The following is a 16,942-nucleotide window of genomic DNA, read 5'->3' as shown; positions in this document are numbered from 1 at the left end:
CCGCCCGGGTGGAATCCCCCGCCGGGGCGGTCCCCGCGGCGGGTTGGGGGCCGGGGGGGCCGGGGCCCCCCGGGGGGGGGGGGCGGGCCGGGGGGGGGGGGGGGGCGGGGCGGGGCGGCCCCCCGCCACCTGTTTTCCGCCGCCCGGCCGATTGCCGGGCATGTGTGGCACGGAACCGGGTACCCGCAACCCGGAAGGACCTAGCCAGATGTCCGCCGTGACGCTCAGGGGAGAGGCAATGGAGACCGCCGTGATCCGGTCGCAGGCACAGGTCGTCGAAGAGAACGCGGAGGCCGGCACGGGTGGCGGAGCACTGCCGGGAGTCGTGGACCCGCGGTCCGTGGCCCCACGGGACGCCAGGGAGCTGTCCCGTCAGTTCTTCCAGCGCCTGACGGAAGTCGAAGAGGGCACGCACGAGTACCAGTACGCGCGCAACACGCTGATCGAGATGAACATGTCGCTCGTGCGGTTCGCGGCCGGCCGGTTCCGGGGCCGCGGCGACGACATGGAGGACATCGTCCAGACCGGCATGATCGGCCTGATCAAGGCCATCGACCGGTTCGAGCTGTCGCGCGAGGTCGAGTTCACCTCCTTCGCGCTGCCGTACATCGTCGGTGAGATCAAGCGGTTCTTCCGGGACACGACGTGGGCGGTGCACGTGCCGCGGCGGCTCCAGGAACTGCGGGTGGAGCTGGCCAAGGCCCGCGAGGAACTCGCCAGCCGGCTGGACCGCGAACCCACGGTCACCGAGCTGGCCACCCTGATGAACATCTCCGAGAAGGAGGTCGTCGAGGGGCAGATCGCTGCCAACGGGTACAACTCGTCGTCGCTGGACGCCGCGCTCACCGGCGACGGCCCGGAGGGCGGCGAGGCGGTCCTGGCCGACTTCATCGGCGTGGAGGAGGACGGGCTGCGGCTCGTCGAGGACTTCCACTCGCTCGCCCCGCTGATGGCGGAGCTCAGCGAGCGCGACCGGCAGATCCTCCACATGCGGTTCGTGGAGGAGGCCACACAGGCGGAGATCGGGGAGCGGCTGGGCTGCTCGCAGATGCATGTCTCGCGTCTGATCAAGCGGATCATCTCGCGACTGCGCGAGGGAATGCTGGGCGAGCTGGGCTGCGCCTGACGCGGCCGGCGACCAGCGGGTGCCGTCCCCCACGCGCGGGAGTGGGACGGCACCCGCCTCTGTGCCGGCTCCGGGGGACGTCGGTGGACGGCTCAGTGATCGCTCTCGCCGACGAGCGGCAGCACGGCGCGTACCCGCTTGCCCACCGGCACCCGCTCCACGCTGACCTGCTCCGCGAGCGCGTGGACGATCTCCAGGCCGTGGCGCCCGACGCGCTCGGGGTTGCGGGGGAAGATGCGGGGCAGTGCGGAGCTGCTGTCGTAGACCGACACCGTCACCGCGGTGTCGGTGCCGACGAGCTCCAGGATGTACGGCCCGTTGCTGTGCCGGTCGGCGTTGGTGACGAGCTCGCTCACGACGAGCTGCACCGCTCCGCCGGCCCGGTCGTCGATGCTCGCGCACCACTCGGTCCTGAGCTGGTCGAGAAAGAGCGCGGCGAAGGACCGCGCCTCGGCGATGCAGCCCTGCTCGCCGGTGTAGTGTGCCGCCCGCCTCAGCGGTTCCACGGGCACGTCGAAACCAGTCGGTATCACTGCCCCGTCCAGGTGGTCGATCATTCATTTCTCTCCGGGAAGCCGGGCCGGCCGGACGCTCTGCACAGTGCTCGTACCCCGAGCCGGGCTTCGCAGTCCTGACAGGTGTTCGGCCCGTCCGGTGCCCCGGGCATTGTCCCCTGTCCGCGGGGCACACGGTAGGAACCGGGTCCGGCGGCCGACGGCCGGGGACGGTCATCGCGGTCCGGGCCCGCCCGCGGGGAGGTCGTGCGATGAACGAGCTGAGGGCGGCACGGAGCCTGACGACCCTGCCGGTGGTCACCCTGGGGGGCGACGCCGTCGCCCAGGTCAAGGACACCCTGTTCGACACCGCCGCCGGGCGGGTCGACGGCTTCACGCTCAGCGGCCGGGGACTGCTGTCGGGCCCGCTGAAGCAGAGCCTGCCGTGGAGGGCCGTGCACTCGCTGGGCCATGACGCGGTCATGATCGTCGACGCCGGTGCCCTGGCGGACACACCCGTCGCGGTGGCACGCCGCGCGGCCCAGCAGGGCCGGGTGCTGCACGCGAAGGTGCTGACCGACGAGGGCGCGGAGGTGGGCACGGTGCTCGACGTGATCGTCGAGGGCGGTACCAGCGGCCGGGTCGTGGGCTTCCGGATCGCCGCGGGCAAGGCGCTGGCGCAGGGCTCCAGGGGGCGCCGGCACCGGGTGTACGTGCCGCGCGGCGCGACGCTCACGGTCTCCGGCCGGGCGCTGGTGATCCCGGCGGACGCCACCCGCTACGTGGCCGACGACCTGCCGGCCTTCGCCGCCCGGGTCGGCGCCTTCGACGAGGGGCACGAGGGGACACCGCCATGATGCTGTTCTCGCAGGCCCGGGGGCTGCCGGTGCTGACGCTGGCCGAGGCGGAAGAGATCGGGGTCCTGAGATCACTGACGGTCGACGCCCCGGCCGGTGTGGTCACCCACGTCCGGGTGCGCCGCAGGCACTCCCGCAGGGAGTCCGTGCTGGCCTGGGGCGCCCTGCAGGCCGTCGGCCCGGACGCCGTGCTCGTCCGCTCGGCCGCCGCCCCCTCCGAGGTGCCGCCGCACCACGAGCTGCCGGGTCTGAGGATCCTCACCGAGACGGGCGACGGGCTCGGCACGGTCCAGGACGTCGTGTTCGAACCGGAGACCGGCCGTCTCGAGGCGATCCGCACCGCTCACGGCGACCTGCCGGCCGATCGCCTGCTCGGTCTCGGCGACTACGCCCTGGTGGTCCGTGCCTGGTGAGCGGGCCGGGTCGGTCGGGGCGAGTGGGTCGGGCCGGGTCAGGAGGACGGGACCTGGTCCGTCGTGTCGTTCCCGGTGCCGTCCCCGGGCGGAGGCGGAGGCGGCGGCTGCGACGACGTCCCCGGGTCCGAGGTGGGCGGCTCCGGCGACGTCCCCGGGTCCGAGGTCGGCGGTTCGCTCGTGGGCGGCTCCGACGAGGTCGTGTCGGTGGTTCCCGTCGGCGTGGTGACGCTCACCGACGGGGAGGGCGTGTCGGGCTTCTCGGTCTTGCGGTCCCTCGCGCCCGTGTCGCCCTTGTGGCGCTCGAACCACTCGCCGTCGGGCTCGCACATGACGAAGACGTCGACCGGCTCCGGGGCGGGCGTGACGGCGACGACGTTCGACTGCTTGAACCCCGGCCACGCGTCGCCGGTCGTCTTCGGTGCGCTCTGCTGGGCGACCGGCGCGGACAGCGGGTTGCCGCACGCGCAGCGCACGCGGGGCATGCCGCGGTCGTCGACGAGGACGGCCGTGCCGGCCTGGAGGACGGCCTGGTAGTCCGTCGCACGGCCGTTGCTGTAGCCGTGGTTGGTGACGCGCGTGTCGATGCGCAGCACGACGGGCGTGAGCGAGCGCAGGTAGGCGGGGACGTCGGGCGGGTCGACGCGGGCGACGGAGGCGAACGCCCGCTGCTTGTCCGGAGCCCCCTTGAGGTACGTGATCTGCTTCTCCACGTCACAGCTGGCGACGTTGCGCGTGCCGCCGTACAGACCGGGCGCTCCGCCCTGGACGCCTTGGACGGCGTTGGGTGTGGCCAGCTCGGTGGGTGAGGGCGAGACCGGTGAGGCCGAGCTCTCCTTCGCCGTGGACTCGGTGAACGGGTCCGGCCCGGTGTCGGCCGCGGGCTGGAGGAAGACCTCGCCCTCGGAGGTCCTGGTGCCGCCGTCGGACGCGCCGGTGCCGCCGCCGTCGGGCCGGGTGAGCACCACGGCCAGGATCACGGCGGCCACGACGGCGGTGGCGATCAGCGCCACGCGAGGTACCGAACCCCACCAGGGGCGGCGGGGCTCCGGCGCCTGCCCTCCCCCGCTCGGCGGCTCGGAGGGCGGCCCGCCTCCCGACGGCGGCTGGGAGGGACCCGACAGCGGGCCCGAGGGAGGTCCCGTCGGGCGGCCGGACGACGGCGGTTCGACGCTCACGTGCTCTTCTTCCCGCGTGGGTTCTCTGCGGCCTTCTCACACCGGGAGGTAGTCAGTCCTGGTGTATACCGCTTTTTCCACTACGAGTTCATTGTGTGCCCCGGTCCCGTACGGCTCGCAAGCCGACGCGGACGGACCTCCCGGCGGGCGTCCGGCGCGGGTGCTGCTTAGCGTGGCAGCGTGAGTTCGCGCACCTCCTCCGGCCAGGCACGTACCTCCGGCGAGCGGGCCGTCGCCCGCCACGGGTGGGCGCACGCCCTCCTCACGGTGGTCGGCGGGCTGCTCGCCATGGCGGTGGTGTCCGCGCTGGGCCTGTGGGCGGCCGGGGCGGCGGACCTGCCCGACGGCGCGTTCGCACCGGTCGTCGCGGCGACCGTGGTCACCGCCGTCGGGGGCACCGTGAAGCTCTCCGGAAGCGCCGGAGACCTCGCCGACACGCAGGCGGAGCTGACCGTCATCCCCCTGTCCGTCACGCTCACCGGGGCGCTGGTGATCGCCTGGGGATTCCTGCGGCCCCTGCGGCACCGCGCGGTCGCCGGTACGGCGGAGCTGGCCGGCTGGGCCGCCAGGATCGCGGTGTTGTGGCTGCTCGGGCTGATCGGTCTCGCCCTCGCCGCCCGCCACACGTTCGACATCTCGCTCGGGAACGACGCGCTGGGCGAACTGGGCGACCTGTTCGGCGTCTCGCCGAGGATCGGTTTCACCACCGACGTCCCGCTGTCCGTGTTCGTCGGCGTGGTGTGGCTGGCCGGTGTGCTGGTGCTGGCCCTGCTGGTGTCGCGCGGCGCCCCGTTGCCGGCCGGGCTGCTGCGCTTCCAGACGTCGGTGCGGCCGGCCGCGTACGCGATGGTCGCGCTGCTGCTCGCGTACGTCGTCATCGGCGTGGTCGTCGCGCTGGTCGTCGCGGCGACGCGGGGGCACGCGGCGGAGACGTTCGCCGTGATCCTGCTCGGCATGCCCAATCTGGTGTGGCTGGCGCTCACGATCGGACTCGGTGCCACCTGGAACGGCCGGGTGGAAGGGCCGTTCGGGCTGCCCATGCCGCATGTGCTCGACGAGGTGCTGCGCACTCCGGACGTCTCCGAGCTGAACCTGCGGACACTCGCCGAGCACGACGGCAGGGTGTGGTGGTTGCTGGTCGTCGACGTGGTGCTGCTGCTCGCCGCCGCGTTCGTGATGGCGGCCCGGTCGCCGGCCCGGGTACGGGCCTGGCAGCACGCGGTGCACATGGCGTTGGCGCTCGCGCTCACGGTGTTCATGATCTGTCTGGTCGGGCGCGTCTCCGCGCACTACGGCCTGTCCGTGCTCGGCATCGGCGACCTGAGCGGCGGTCTCGCGGGTGAGCTGTTCCTCAGACCCCGGCTGTGGGGAGCCGTGGGCCTGGCCGTCCCGTGGGGGCTGCTGACCGGGTTCGCCGGCGCGCTGGCGGCGCGGCACGTGCGGCGGCGGGGTGAGGTGCGCGCCGGGCAGACGGGTTGACGCCGGGCACACCGGCAGCCCCGCGGACGCTGCTCTACGCCCGCTCCACGAAGAGCTCTACGCCCGCCCCACGAAGACCGGTTCCGCCCAGCGCGGGGGCGGCTTCGGCCCCTCCTCCCCCGGCGGCCGGCCCATCCGGGCGGGCCCGGCGCCCGCTCCGCCCCCGGTCGTCGCGGCGCGCAGGGCTGCGACGAAGGTGAGGCAGGAGGGGTAGCGCTCGTCGGGGTTCTTGGCGAGGGCCTTGGCGAACACCGGGTCCACCTGGGGTGGCAGGCCGGGCCGGGACTCGGTCAACGGCGGCGGGTCGTCGTACTGGTGGGCCCACAGCAGCGCCATGTCGTCGTCCCGGAGGAAGGGCGGGTGGCCGGCGAGGATCTCGAACACGACGCAGGCGAAGCCGTACACGTCACAGCGGGCGTCGACGGGCTTGCCGGAGATCTGCTCGGGGGCGACGTAGTCGAGGGTGCCGACGAACTGGCCGACCGTGGTGAAGCCGGTCAGCGACAGCGACTTCTTGGTCAGTCCGAAGTCGGTGAGGTAGACGTGCTCGGGGTGGTCGCTGTCGGTGCCGCGGGAGACAAGGATGTTGCCGGGCTTGACGTCCCGGTGCACCAGGCCGTGGTCGTGGGCGGCGTCGAGCGCGGAGGCGACCTGAGCGGCGACGCGTACGGCGGTGGCGGGCGGCAACGGGCCCTCCCGGTCCAGGAGATGACGCAGGTCGCTGCCGGCGACGTACCGCATCGCGATGTACAGCACTCCATCCGTCTCGCCTGCCTCGAAAACCGGCACGATGTGCGGGTGGTCGATCGCGGCGGCGGCCCGGGACTCGTGGGTGAAGCGGCGCCGGAAGGTGTCGTTGCGGGCGAGCTCGGGGGCCAGCAGCTTGAGCGCGACGGTGCGCTCCAGACGCAGGTCCCGGGCCCGGTAGACCACGGCCATGCCGCCGCGCCCGATCTCCTGCTCGATCCGGTACCCGGCGATCTGCTGCCCGACCAGCTCGGAGGGCCGCCCCGAGAACATACTCGTCTCGCGGCTCAACGGACGTCACCCTCGGGCGACACGATCCGGGTGGGCTCGGACCCCACGGCCCGCGTGGGCGGCGCCTCGCCGGAACCGGCGGCCTCCTCGTCCGGAGCCGGCTCGCCGTCCCCCTCGGGGGACACGACCCGTGTGGGCGGCGCCGCGGGCGCTTGTGGTGACACCACCCGGGTGGGCTCGGGAGCCTCGGGAGGCACGAACCGCGTCGGCTCGCCGGCCTCGGCAGACCCGGCCGGAGGGGACTCGGCGGCCTCACGCGACACCACCCGAGTCGGCTCCGGCGCCTCACGAGGCGCGGCCCGAGCGGGTTCCGGTGGTACGAGCCGGGTGGGCGGTGCCTCGGTCGGCGGGGTCGGCTGCACCGGACGGCCCGGCTGCTCCGCCCGGGGTGCCTCCTCGACGGCCTCCGCGGGTACGACCCGGGTCGGCGTGCGCGTCGGGCCCGGAGGCCCGGCCGGGTGGGATTCCGGGTCGGACCGGGGTGTCTCGTCCGTCGCGTACGTGGTCGCCCGGGTGCCCTCGGCGTACACCCAGTGCCCGTGCGCGGCATCGTAGAGCCATACGGACTCGCCGTCGACGACGACGCCGATCCGCAGCCCGTGGGTGCGGGCGTGGAAGGACTCCCGGTCCGAACCGGCCGCGAGGTCCTCGACCGCGGACCGGTAGCGCGCCAGGGCCTCCTGCGTCCGGCTCAGCAGGGGACGCGGATCGGCGCTGCGGGTGAGCGGCCCGTCCGCGGCGGGCGGATCCTGCGGTACGGCAACCAGGCGGCGGCCGTCGACCCAGGCCGACCAGCCGTTGAAGCACAGCACGTGCCCCCAGTCCCCCTGCCGCTCCATCAGCTGCACCGGGAGCAGGGGGTCGAGGTCCACCGTGGGCCGGGACGGGTCGGGCGCCTCCCAGGCGGGCATCCCGTGCTGCGGGACCACGTGCGTGGGCCGGAATCCAGGAGTCGTCACAGGCGCTGCCTACTTCCGCATCACGGCCGGTTCGTGGCGGCGCAGCAGCCGGGACACCAGGAAGCCGAAGAGTGCCGACAGCACGAGCAGCATCCCGACGTCGAGCAGCCACGTGCCCGCCGAGTGCTCGAAGAGCGGATCCTCGGTCAGCTCGTCGGGCACGATCCGGTCCAGCCCGACGGTGCCGGCCATCGCGGCGAGCGCCCAGCGCGCGGGCACCAGCCAGCCCAGTTGCTCGAGCCCGGGCACACCGTCCAGCTTCAGCAGGGCACCGCAGAAGACGACCTGGACGATGGCGATGAGCACGAGCAGCGGCATCGTCACCTCCTCCTTGCGCACCAGCGCCGAGATGAACAGGCCGAGCATCATGGCCGTGAACGCCAGCAGGGCGACGGCGACCGCGATCTCCACCAGGGGAGGCATCAGCACGCCTTCACCACCGGGCGCGTTGAGGTCCACGCCGAGCAGGGCCACCAGGGTCAGCACCACCGCCTGGAGCACGGTGATGACGCCCAGGACGACGACCTTGGACATCACGTACGCCGATCTGGACAGGCCCACCGCCCGCTCCCGCTGGTAGATCACCCGTTCCTTGACGAGTTCCCGCACGGCGTTGGCGGCCCCGGTGAGCACCGCACCGACACACAGGATGAGCAGGGCGTTCATCGCCGTCTCCTGCGTCAGTCTGCCGCCCGCCAGGGCCCGCGCCATCACGCCCATCACGAACGGCAGGGCGATCATGATGATCAGGAAGGTGCGGTCGGCGCCGAGGGCGGCCGCGTACCGCCGTACGAGCGTGCCGAGCTGGGCGGCCCGGCTGCGCGGCCGGGGCGGCGGAGTGATGACGACGGGTCCGGACCGGGGCTGCCGGGGCTGGGCGGTTGCGTCGGCGACGTACCGGCCGTGGAAGGGCGAGGCGCTGTAGTCCCCGGCCCAGTCCCGGTCCGCGTCCCGGTCGAAGGCCTCGAAGGCCTCCGGCCACTGCTCGAAACCGAAGTACGCCAGGGCGTCCTCGGGAGGCCCGTAGTAGGCGATCCTCCCGCCGGGCGCGAGTACGAGGAGCCGGTCGCACACGTCCAGGCTGAGCACGCTGTGGGTGACCACGATGACGGTCCGGCCGTCGTCGGCGAGGCCGCGCAGCATGTGCATCACCGAGCGGTCCATGCCGGGGTCGAGTCCGGACGTCGGTTCGTCGAGGAACAGCAGCGACGGCTTGGTCAGCAGCTCCAGGGCCACGCTGACGCGCTTGCGCTGGCCCCCGGACAGGCTGTGCACGGGCTGGTCCGCGCGCTGTTCCAGGCCCAGTTCGCGGATCACCTCGTCGACCCGGGCGCGCCGTTCGGCCTTGGCGGTGTCCTGCGGGAAGCGCAGCTCGGCGGCGTAGGAGAGGGCTTTGCGGACGGTCAGCTGGGCGTGCAGGATGTCGTCCTGCGGGACGAGGCCGATGCGCTGGCGCAGCTCGGCGTAGTCGCGGTAGAGGTCGCGGCCGTCGTAGAGGACGGTGCCGTGGCCGGCGGGCCGCTGGCCGGTGAGGGCGTTGAGGAGCGTGGACTTACCGGCGCCGCTCGGGCCGACGACGGCGAGCAGGCACTTCTCCCCCACCGGGAACGACACGTGGTCGAGCAGCGTCTTGCGGCCCCGGTCGACGGTCACCGCGAGGTCCTGCACGTCGAGGGAGATCTCACCGGTGTCGACGTACTCCTGGAGCTGGTCGCCGACGAGGCAGAACGCCGAGTGGCCGATGCCGACGATGTCGCCCTGGCCGACCGGGGCGCTGGTGACGCGGCTGCCGTTGAGGTATGTGCCGTTGTGGCTGCCGAGGTCGGTGATCTCGTACGTCCCGTCGGGCAGGGCGCGCAGTTCGGCGTGCCGGCGGGAGACCACCAGGTCGTCGATGACCAGGTCGTTGTCGGCGGCGCGGCCGATGCGGACGGTGCGGGAGGGCAGCGGCCGTACGGTCGTGGGCCGCCGGTAGGTGCCCGTCATGGCCGGCATCGAGACGGCGGAGGGGCGTTCCGGGGCCGGTGCGGGGCGGACCGTCAGGACCACGCGCGGTCCGTCGGCCGGATCGCCGAGGCGTATGACGCTGCCGGGTCCGACGTCCCAGTCGTGGATGCGGTGGCCGTCGGCGTAGGTGCCGTTGGTGCTGTTCTCGTCCTCGATGGTCCAGTGCCCGTCGTCGGGTCTCAGTACCGCGTGGTGCCAGGAGACCCGGTCGTCGTCGATGACGATGTCGCTCAACGGGTCGCGCCCGACGTGGTAATCACGGCCCGGAATCATCACTGTGGAGCCCGTCTCGGTCTCCAGGACGAGTTCTGGTGTCACCGACGACTGCGCCATGACCAAGATTCTACCGATTTGCCTGATGTGTGACTCGGCGAGCCGCTCAGGCCACGGGTACACCCAGGGAGGAAGCCGTGCGCTGCATCCGCAGGGCGTCCACGGACTCGGCGAGCAGTTCGTACTCGGTGGTGTCGTCGCTGGTGGCAATGCGTACCAGCCGTCCGGCCGCCAACTCCTCGGCGACCCTCTCCTGCTGACCGGGGTCGGCGCACCAGGCGCGCAGCAGGGTGGGCACGTCGGGCACGGTCTCGGCGACCGGCACGAGCGCGCCCGGCGGTAAGTGCTCGGCGTCGGGCTGGGGGTCGAGGCGCTGGGCGATCCAGGAGGCGCGGTCGCGCAGCCACCACAGGGCGAGGGCGAGTGTCGGCGCCCGGTAGGTGCCCAGCGGGACCCCGATGCGGCGGCCGTCGCAGACTCCGTACGCCGTGACGTGACACAGAAACTCGTCGTGCACGTGACCCTCCCCCGTTGCCCTGCCCGCCTGCCGGCCCGGCCTCGCCCGTCCTGCGGCTCGCGTGCTGTGCGTGAGGGCGCCGTCGCTGGATGTGAAGCGCTCTCGCTGGTCAGTATGTTCACTACTGAAACACTGTCACCATGTCTTTCCGGCCAGTCTCCTGGCATATTCACACCCCGAGTTGGCCGAAACGTGGCGGGCTGTCGCCAGGGGGCATGACGCCGGAGGTAATCGACGGTCCCACCGGGCGCGGGCAGGGTGGTCCGTGCCGGTTCGCCGTGAGCGGTGATCCGGGGTCCGACCAGCAGACACGACCTCTCGGAGGCTGATCGCCCATGTCCGCACCCGCCCACCGTCACGAGGACGCCGTCGCCCGCTACTTCGAGGCCTGGAACGCCGAGGACCCGGCGGCCCGGGCGAAGGCGGTCGCCGCCGCCTGGACCGAGGACGGCGGCTACACCGACCCTCTGGCCGACGTCCACGGCCACGAGCAGATCGCCGCGTTGATCGCCGCGGCCCGCGAGCAGTTCCCGGGGTTCGTGTTCCGGCTCGCCGGCGCCGTCGACGGGCACCACCACATCGCGCGCTTCTCGTGGGAGCTGGTGAGCGAGGCCGACGGCTCGGCGCCGGTGGCCGGGTCGGATGTGATCACACTGGACGAGCAGGGCCGGATCAGGACCGTGCTCGGATTCCTCGACCGGGTGCCCGCCGGGGCGTGAGACCGGCTCCGGCGATGAGTTCTTTGGTGTCCGGCGGTCTGTGTGGGTGAGAGGCCGCCGAACATCGGAGGACATCATGGCCACGACCGGAAAACTGGACGCGGAATTCACCGCGGTCCTGCGCAAGAGCCCCGCCGAGGGTGGCTGGACCTACCTGGTCTGGCCACGGTCGGCCGAGTTCTTCGGCACCCGCGGTCTGGTCAAGGTCCGCGGGACGATCGACGGGCACCCGTTCCGCAGCTCGTTCATGGCACTGGGCGACGGCACGCACAAGCTGCCCGTGAAGGCCGACGTCCGCAAGGCCATCGGCAAGGAGGAGGGCGACACGGTGACGGTGCGCCTGGAGGAGCGGATCGGCTCCTGAACCGCCTGACCGGGGGCGGCCGCCCCCGGTCGAGCGGACCGGTTACTGCTTGACGACCGCGTCGATACGGGCCAGCTCGTCCGCGTCGAAGTCCAGGTTGCCGATGGCTCCGACGCTGTCCTCCAGCTGCTGCGGGCTGCTCGCTCCGACCAGCGCGGAGGTCACGCGGCCGCCGCGCAGCACCCAGGCCAGCGCCATCTGGGCCAGGGTCTGGCCGCGCGACTTGGCGATGTCGTTCAGGTCGCGCAGCCGGCCCACCAGCTCCTCGGTGACCGCGTCGGAGTTCAGGAACGGGCTGTCGCTCGCGGCCCGGGAGCCCTCCGGGATGCCGTCGAGGTAGCGGGCGGAGAGCAGGCCCTGCTCCAGCGGGGAGAAGACGATGGAGCCGACCCGGAGCTCGTCGAGGGCGTCCAGCAGGCCCTCGTCCTCGGGGCGGCGGTCCAGCATCGAGTAGCGCGGCTGGTGGATGAGGAGCGGGGTGCCCAGCTCGCCCAGGATGCGGGCGGCCTCGCGGGTCTGCTCCGCGGAGTAGTTGGAGACACCCACGTACAGCGCCTTGCCCTGCTGCACCGCCGAGTGCAGGGCGCCCATCGTCTCCTCCAGCGGAGTCTCCGGGTCGGGGCGGTGCGAGTAGAAGATGTCGACGTAGTCCAGGCCCATCCGCGTAAGGCTCTGGTCCAGGGACGACAGCACGTACTTGCGCGAGCCCCACTCGCCGTACGGACCCGGCCACATCAGATAGCCGGCCTTGGTGGAGATGACCAGCTCGTCGCGGTAGGCCGCGAAGTCCGACTTCAGGAACTCGCCCAGCGCGGACTCGGCGGCACCGGGCGGCGGGCCGTAGTTGTTGGCGAGGTCGAAGTGGGTGACGCCCAGGTCGAAGGCGCGGCGCAGGATGGCTCGCTGGGTCTCGACCGGCCGGTCCGGGCCGAAGTTGTGCCACAGGCCGAGCGAGAGCGCGGGGAGCTTCAGGCCGCTGCGTCCGGTGCGCCGGTAGGGCATGTCCGCGTAGCGGTCGGGGTGTGCGGTGTACAACGCGACTCCAGAGGGGTTGGCTCGGTCGGGAAGAAACCGGTGTCCACTCTGTCGTGACCTGCTCCCATGCGTCCAACAGAAGAATCCGATGGAATTCAGCGGCTACGCTTCTCAGTCATGGAACTGCGCCACTTGCAGCACTTCGTCGCGGTCGCCGAGGACCAGCACTTCACCCGGGCGGCGGAGCGGCTCCTGGTGTCCCAGTCCGGCCTGTCGGCCTCGATCCGGGCGCTGGAGCGGGAGCTGCAGACCCCGCTGTTCGTCCGCACGACCCGCCGGGTGACGCTCACCCCGGCCGGGCGGGCGCTGCTCGGCGAGGCGGAGCGGATCCTGGCGCAGGTGCGCGCCGCCCACGAGGCGGTGGCGGCGGTGCAGGGCGTCCTGCGCGGCATGCTCGCGCTCGGCAGTGAGCAGTGCATCGCCGGGGTGCATGTCGCGGGGCTGCTCGCCACCTTCCGGCACCAGCATCCAGACGTGGAGATCTGTCTGCGGCAGGCCGGGTCGGGCGCGCTCGCGGAGGAGGTCGCGGCCGGGCGGCTCGACCTGGCGTTCGCCGTCCGGACGCAGGCGGACAGCGACCAGCTGCGGTCGGTGCCGCTGAGCAGCGAGCCGATGACGCTGCTGTGCCATTCCAGCCACCGGCTCGCCGCCGCCGGTGCGGCCGTCACGCCGGAGGAACTGGGCGGGGAGGTGTTCGTCGACTTCCACCCGGACTGGGGTCCGCGCCGGACCACCGACACGGTGTTCGCCGCCGCGGGCGTACGGCGGACCGTGGCCCTGGAGGTGAACGACGTGCACACGCTGCTCGACCTGGTCGACGAGAACCTCGGCGTCGCCGTGGTGCCGCGGCACTTCGCGCACAAACGCGCCTCCCTGACCGCGCTGCCAGTGAAGGGAACGGGCGAGGCGGTCTACGAGACGGTGGCCCTACTGCCGCCCCGGCAGGCCACGAGCCCGGCGGCCCGGGCACTGATGGCGCTGCTGGAGGCCACGGGCACGTCGACGGGGAGCACGAGTACGTCACTGGGGGCGGCCACGGGCGGGTCGCCCGGGGCCACACGCGCGACACCGGGGACCGCAAGCGCCTCGCCCGAGGCCACAGGCGCGACACCGGAGACCATGGGCGCGTGAGGCGCAGACCACGGGCCGCCACACCGGAGAACACGAGCGCGCGAGCGTAGACAACAGGCGCGACACCGAGGATGGCGTGCGTGCCACGGGACACGGCGAGCGCTTCAAGGGATACAGCGAGCCCGCCACAGGACACGGCGAGCCCGCCCGGCGCGACACCGGAGACCACCGGCGCGTGAACCGGGGCGCACGGGGCGCGGCTATGCGCGATGGTGGAGGCATGCATGCGAAGGACATCCTCATCGACGGCTACAACCGCATCCGGGAAGAAGTCCACGCCACCGTCGAGGGCCTCGCGCCCGACGAACTGAGCGCCCGCCCCTCCCCCGACACCAACTCCATCGCCTGGCTGGTCTGGCACCTCACCCGCGTCCAGGACGACCACGTCGCCGACGCCTTCGACCTCGACCAGGTGTGGCTGTCCCAGGACTGGGAGAAGCGCTTCGGCCTCGGTCTGCCCCGGCACGACACGGGCTACGGCCACAGTCCCGCCAAGGTCGCCAAGGTCCGGGTCGACTCGGGCGAGATGCTGACCGGCTACTACGACGCCGTGCACGACCAGACCCTCGAAGCCCTGCGCGGTCTGGCAGCCAGGGACCTGGAGCGCGTCGTCGACGAGCGCTGGGACCCGCCGGTCACCCTGGGCGTCCGGCTGGTCAGCGTCCTGTCCGACGATCTCCAGCACATCGGACAGGCCGCCTACCTGCGGGGGCTCCTTCAGAGCGCGGCCTCGTAGCCGGGCAGGACCACGTCCCGGATCAGCGCGTTCCGCTCGTCGAACGGGAGGAACGCGCTCTTCAGGGCGTTCACCGTGACCGTGCGCAGGTCCTCGACGGTCCAGCCCGCCTGCTCGACCAGCAGGGACATCTCGCGGGTCATCGTGGTGCCCGACACGAGCCGGTTGTCGGTGTTCAGAGTGACGCGGAAGCCGAGGTCCTTCAGCGCGGTGATCGGGTGCTCGGCGATGGAGGTCGCGGCGCCGGTCTGGAGGTTGGAGGTCGGGCACATCTCCAGGGCGACACGCCGGTCGCGCACCCAGCCCGCGAGACGGCCGAGCTTGCCCGACGCGAGGTCGGGGATGTCGTCGGTGATGCGCACGCCGTGCCCGATGCGCTGGGCGCCGCACACCTGAAGGGCCTGGTGGATGCTGGGCAGGCCGTGCGCCTCCCCGGCGTGGATGGTGAACGGCACGTTCTCGCGGCGCAGGTGCTCGAAGGCCGCGAGGTGGCCGGCGGGCGGGAAGCCGTCCTCGGCGCCGGCGATGTCGAAGCCGACGACACCGGCGTCCCGGAACGCCACGACCAGATCGGCGATCTCCCGGCTCCGGTCGAACATCCGCATCCCGCACAGCAGCGTCCCGACCCGCACGGGCGTCCCGGCGGCCGCCGCCTTCGCCATACCGGCCGCGAGTCCCTCCTGCACGGTCTCGACGACCTCGGGCAGGGTCAGCCCGCCCCTGACCATCAGCTCCGGGGCATAGCGCACCTCGCCGTAGACGACACCGTCCGCGGCCAGGTCGAGCACGTACTCCTCGGCCGTGCGCAGCAGGCCCTCGCGGGTCTGCATGACGGCCAGGGTGTGCTCGAAGGTGGCTATGTAGCGCACCAGGTCGCCCGAGTTGGCGGCCTCGTAGTACCAGGCGGCGAGTCCGGCGGGGTCGGTGGTGGGCAGGGTGTGGCCGACCGCGTCCGCGAGTTCCACCACCGTCGCGGGGCGCAGGCCGCCGTCGAGGTGGTCGTGCAGCACGGCCTTGGGGAGGCGGCGGATCACATCATCGTCTACGCGCGTAGCAGTCATGGCGAGTCTTTCCTTGAGCGAGTGGTTCACAGGGGTGGGGCAGGGTCAGCCGGCGGGCTGGAGCAGGTCCCAGCGGTTGCCGTACAGGTCCTGGAAGACGGCGACCGTTCCGTACGGCTCGTGCCGCGGCTCCTCCAGGAACGTGACGCCCGCGGCAGTCATGCGGGCGTGGTCGCGGGCGAAGTCGTCGGTGTGCAGAAAGAATCCGACCCGTCCGCCGGTCTGGTCCCCGACCCGGCCGGCCTGCGCCGCCCCTTCGGCACGGGCGAGCAGCAGACCGCTGCCCGTTCCCGGACTCCCGGGTTCGACGACGACCCACCGCGACCCGTCGGGCCGGGGAGCATCCTCGGCGATCCGGAATCCGAGAGCCTCGGTGTAGAAGCGGATCGCCTCGTCGTAGTCGTCGACGACGAGGGTGACCAGGGCGATACGTCGCATCGGAGCCTCTCGGTGCGTGTGGTTGACGGGAGAGGTTATACGTAACACCCAGGGGATGCAAAACACTCGGCCGCGCCGTCCACGACGCCCTCGTCGAAACGATCGGGATTCCACCCGACGACCGGTTCCAGGTCCTGGTGGACCACGACGGCGCGAGCAGCACCCTCCGGTACGACGACTACCTCGGCGTGCACCGCGACGACGGCATCGTCTACGTCGCGATCACGCTGCGCTCGGGTCGCGCGCCCGCGCGGAAGCAGGCGCTGTACCGGAGGATCGCCCAGCTCGCGAAGGCCTACGCGGGGACGGAACCGAGGAACGTGTTCGTCGTCCTGACGGAGAACGGACCGGCCGACTGGTCGCTCGGCGAGGGGCGGGCGCAGTATCTCGGCGCCCCGACGACCTAGGGCCTGTCGTTTGGATCAGGTCGCAGGGAATCGGCGGCACCTCTTCGGCGCCGGTGAGCGGGGTCTGGTGCGTGCAGCTGCAAGGCGGAGGAGGGCGTCGATGCGGAGCATCGGCAACCGACGACAACGCCGCAGATGCGCGTGCCAGACCCCGCGTCTGCGATCTGATCCAAACGACAGGCCCTAGGTCTCGGCCTACGCCCCCGGCCCGAGGCGGTACGCCCGGCCACCCACTAGCGTCCCAGGCATGAAGATCACCGAGCCACCCCGCACGCCCGAGCAGCGCAAGGCCGACCTCCTGAACCGTATGGAGCGGGAGATCGACATCTGGGTCGCCACGGCGGACACCGAAGGCGTGCCGTGCCTGGTCCCGCTCTGGTTCGTGTGGCACGACGAGGCCGTGTGGCTGTGCACACGGCTGACCAATCCCACCGGCCGTAATCTGCGGGACGGCCGGCGGGCCCGGCTGGCCTTCGGTGACACCCGGGACGTCGTGCTGGTCGACGGTGAGGCGGAGACCTTCACGATCCCCGAGGTGCCGTCGGCGGCGGCAGAGGCGTTCCGCGCGAAGACCGGCTGGGATCCGCGCGAGGACCACACGTCGTACGCGTTCTTCCGGGTGCGGCCGCGCGCGTCGCAGGCGTGGTGCGAGGCGCACGAACTGCCGCGCCGGCATCTCATGCGGGACGGGGCCTGGGTGGTCTGACCGG

Annotated in this window: 18 protein-coding genes and 1 pseudogene; 10 read left to right on the top strand and 9 right to left on the bottom strand. The window is 72.3% G+C overall.

Annotated features, from left to right (window positions below):
- The first annotated feature begins 238 nt into the window (after window positions 1-238).
- Window positions 239-1,126, top strand: coding sequence for an RNA polymerase sigma factor SigF (locus tag ACH4G3_RS38020; RefSeq protein WP_397628752.1), 888 nt, complete (start codon window positions 239-241; stop codon window positions 1,124-1,126).
- Window positions 1,127-1,218: 92 nt separating this feature from the next.
- On the opposite strand, the gene ACH4G3_RS38015 is transcribed toward ACH4G3_RS38020, so the two are convergent.
- Window positions 1,219-1,683, bottom strand: coding sequence for an ATP-binding protein (locus ACH4G3_RS38015; protein ID WP_397628751.1), 465 nt, complete (start codon window positions 1,681-1,683; stop codon window positions 1,219-1,221).
- Between the two features lie 209 nt (window positions 1,684-1,892).
- Here ACH4G3_RS38015 and ACH4G3_RS38010 point away from each other — a divergent pair, with 209 nt between their 5' ends.
- Window positions 1,893-2,477, top strand: coding sequence for a PRC-barrel domain-containing protein (locus ACH4G3_RS38010; RefSeq protein WP_397628750.1), 585 nt, complete (start codon window positions 1,893-1,895; stop codon window positions 2,475-2,477).
- A complete protein-coding gene (locus ACH4G3_RS38005; protein WP_397628749.1) occupies window positions 2,474-2,890 on the top strand; it encodes a PRC-barrel domain-containing protein in 417 nt (138 codons plus the stop codon). Before ACH4G3_RS38010 ends, ACH4G3_RS38005 begins: the two co-directional genes overlap by 4 nt.
- Before the next feature lie 38 nt (window positions 2,891-2,928).
- Here ACH4G3_RS38005 and ACH4G3_RS38000 read toward each other — a convergent pair whose 3' ends face one another.
- The gene (locus ACH4G3_RS38000) at window positions 2,929-4,068 is read right to left on the bottom strand and encodes a DUF6777 domain-containing protein (RefSeq protein ID WP_397628748.1); all 1,140 of its coding nucleotides are present in this window, start codon (window positions 4,066-4,068) and stop codon (window positions 2,929-2,931) included.
- 180 nt (window positions 4,069-4,248) lie between these two features.
- Between ACH4G3_RS38000 and ACH4G3_RS37995 the strand changes: the two genes are divergently transcribed.
- Window positions 4,249-5,547 (top strand): streptophobe family protein, encoded by a 1,299-nt coding sequence (locus tag ACH4G3_RS37995; RefSeq protein ID WP_397628747.1) that lies wholly within the window; start codon window positions 4,249-4,251, stop codon window positions 5,545-5,547.
- A gap of 57 nt (window positions 5,548-5,604) precedes the next feature.
- Here ACH4G3_RS37995 and ACH4G3_RS37990 read toward each other — a convergent pair whose 3' ends face one another.
- The 4 genes from ACH4G3_RS37990 to ACH4G3_RS37975 are packed head-to-tail and all read right to left on the bottom strand — an operon-like array spanning window position 5,605 to window position 10,341.
- Window positions 5,605-6,585, bottom strand: a complete 981-nt coding sequence (locus ACH4G3_RS37990) for a serine/threonine-protein kinase (protein WP_397628746.1) — start codon at window positions 6,583-6,585, stop codon at window positions 5,605-5,607.
- Window positions 6,582-7,544 carry a hypothetical protein gene (locus ACH4G3_RS37985; RefSeq protein ID WP_397628745.1) on the bottom strand — a complete coding sequence of 321 codons (963 nt, stop codon included), beginning with the start codon at window positions 7,542-7,544 and terminating at the stop codon, window positions 6,582-6,584. Before ACH4G3_RS37985 ends, ACH4G3_RS37990 begins: the two co-directional genes overlap by 4 nt.
- A gap of 9 nt (window positions 7,545-7,553) precedes the next feature.
- Window positions 7,554-9,884: an FHA domain-containing protein gene (locus ACH4G3_RS37980; RefSeq protein WP_397628744.1), complete on the bottom strand. Its 2,331-nt coding sequence runs from the start codon at window positions 9,882-9,884 to the stop codon at window positions 7,554-7,556.
- A gap of 46 nt (window positions 9,885-9,930) precedes the next feature.
- The gene (locus tag ACH4G3_RS37975) at window positions 9,931-10,341 is read right to left on the bottom strand and encodes a hypothetical protein (protein WP_354747798.1); all 411 of its coding nucleotides are present in this window, start codon (window positions 10,339-10,341) and stop codon (window positions 9,931-9,933) included.
- Window positions 10,342-10,676: 335 nt separating this feature from the next.
- On the opposite strand from ACH4G3_RS37975, the gene ACH4G3_RS37970 reads away from it, so the two are divergent.
- Together ACH4G3_RS37970 and ACH4G3_RS37965 are read left to right on the top strand one after the other, a co-directional pair.
- Entirely contained in the window at window positions 10,677-11,060 is a 384-nt protein-coding gene (locus ACH4G3_RS37970) for a nuclear transport factor 2 family protein (RefSeq protein WP_397628743.1), read from the top strand.
- 76 nt (window positions 11,061-11,136) lie between these two features.
- The gene (locus ACH4G3_RS37965) at window positions 11,137-11,424 is read left to right on the top strand and encodes a DUF1905 domain-containing protein (RefSeq protein ID WP_354747801.1); all 288 of its coding nucleotides are present in this window, start codon (window positions 11,137-11,139) and stop codon (window positions 11,422-11,424) included.
- A 42-nt stretch (window positions 11,425-11,466) separates the two neighbouring features.
- Here ACH4G3_RS37965 and mgrA read toward each other — a convergent pair whose 3' ends face one another.
- Window positions 11,467-12,459: an L-glyceraldehyde 3-phosphate reductase gene (gene mgrA, locus ACH4G3_RS37960; protein WP_397628742.1), complete on the bottom strand. Its 993-nt coding sequence runs from the start codon at window positions 12,457-12,459 to the stop codon at window positions 11,467-11,469.
- Window positions 12,460-12,576: 117 nt separating this feature from the next.
- Between mgrA and ACH4G3_RS37955 the strand changes: the two genes are divergently transcribed.
- Together ACH4G3_RS37955 and ACH4G3_RS37950 are read left to right on the top strand one after the other, a co-directional pair.
- A complete protein-coding gene (locus ACH4G3_RS37955) occupies window positions 12,577-13,590 on the top strand; it encodes a LysR family transcriptional regulator (protein ID WP_397628741.1) in 1,014 nt (337 codons plus the stop codon).
- Between the two features lie 220 nt (window positions 13,591-13,810).
- The gene (locus ACH4G3_RS37950; protein WP_354747807.1) at window positions 13,811-14,326 is read left to right on the top strand and encodes a mycothiol transferase; all 516 of its coding nucleotides are present in this window, start codon (window positions 13,811-13,813) and stop codon (window positions 14,324-14,326) included.
- Here ACH4G3_RS37950 and ACH4G3_RS37945 read toward each other — a convergent pair.
- A complete protein-coding gene (locus tag ACH4G3_RS37945) occupies window positions 14,308-15,387 on the bottom strand; it encodes an adenosine deaminase (RefSeq protein ID WP_397628740.1) in 1,080 nt (359 codons plus the stop codon). The genes ACH4G3_RS37950 and ACH4G3_RS37945 overlap by 19 nt on opposite strands.
- Before the next feature lie 45 nt (window positions 15,388-15,432).
- On the bottom strand, window positions 15,433-15,825 hold the full coding sequence (locus tag ACH4G3_RS37940; protein ID WP_397628739.1) for a VOC family protein: 393 nt from the start codon (window positions 15,823-15,825) through the stop codon (window positions 15,433-15,435).
- A 65-nt stretch (window positions 15,826-15,890) separates the two neighbouring features.
- Between ACH4G3_RS37940 and ACH4G3_RS37935 the strand changes: the two are divergent.
- Both ACH4G3_RS37935 and ACH4G3_RS37930 read left to right on the top strand, forming a co-directional pair.
- A pseudogene (locus tag ACH4G3_RS37935) lies at window positions 15,891-16,232 on the top strand (tautomerase family protein); the annotation flags it as partial.
- A 247-nt stretch (window positions 16,233-16,479) separates the two neighbouring features.
- The gene (locus ACH4G3_RS37930) at window positions 16,480-16,938 is read left to right on the top strand and encodes a pyridoxamine 5'-phosphate oxidase family protein (protein ID WP_397628738.1); all 459 of its coding nucleotides are present in this window, start codon (window positions 16,480-16,482) and stop codon (window positions 16,936-16,938) included.
- Window positions 16,939-16,942: the final 4 nt, after the last annotated feature.

The sequence above is a fragment of the Streptomyces afghaniensis genome (assembly GCF_044327915.1).
Taxonomy (GTDB): domain Bacteria; phylum Actinomycetota; class Actinomycetes; order Streptomycetales; family Streptomycetaceae; genus Streptomyces; species Streptomyces afghaniensis.
This window is presented reverse-complemented; position numbering and strand designations above follow the sequence as displayed.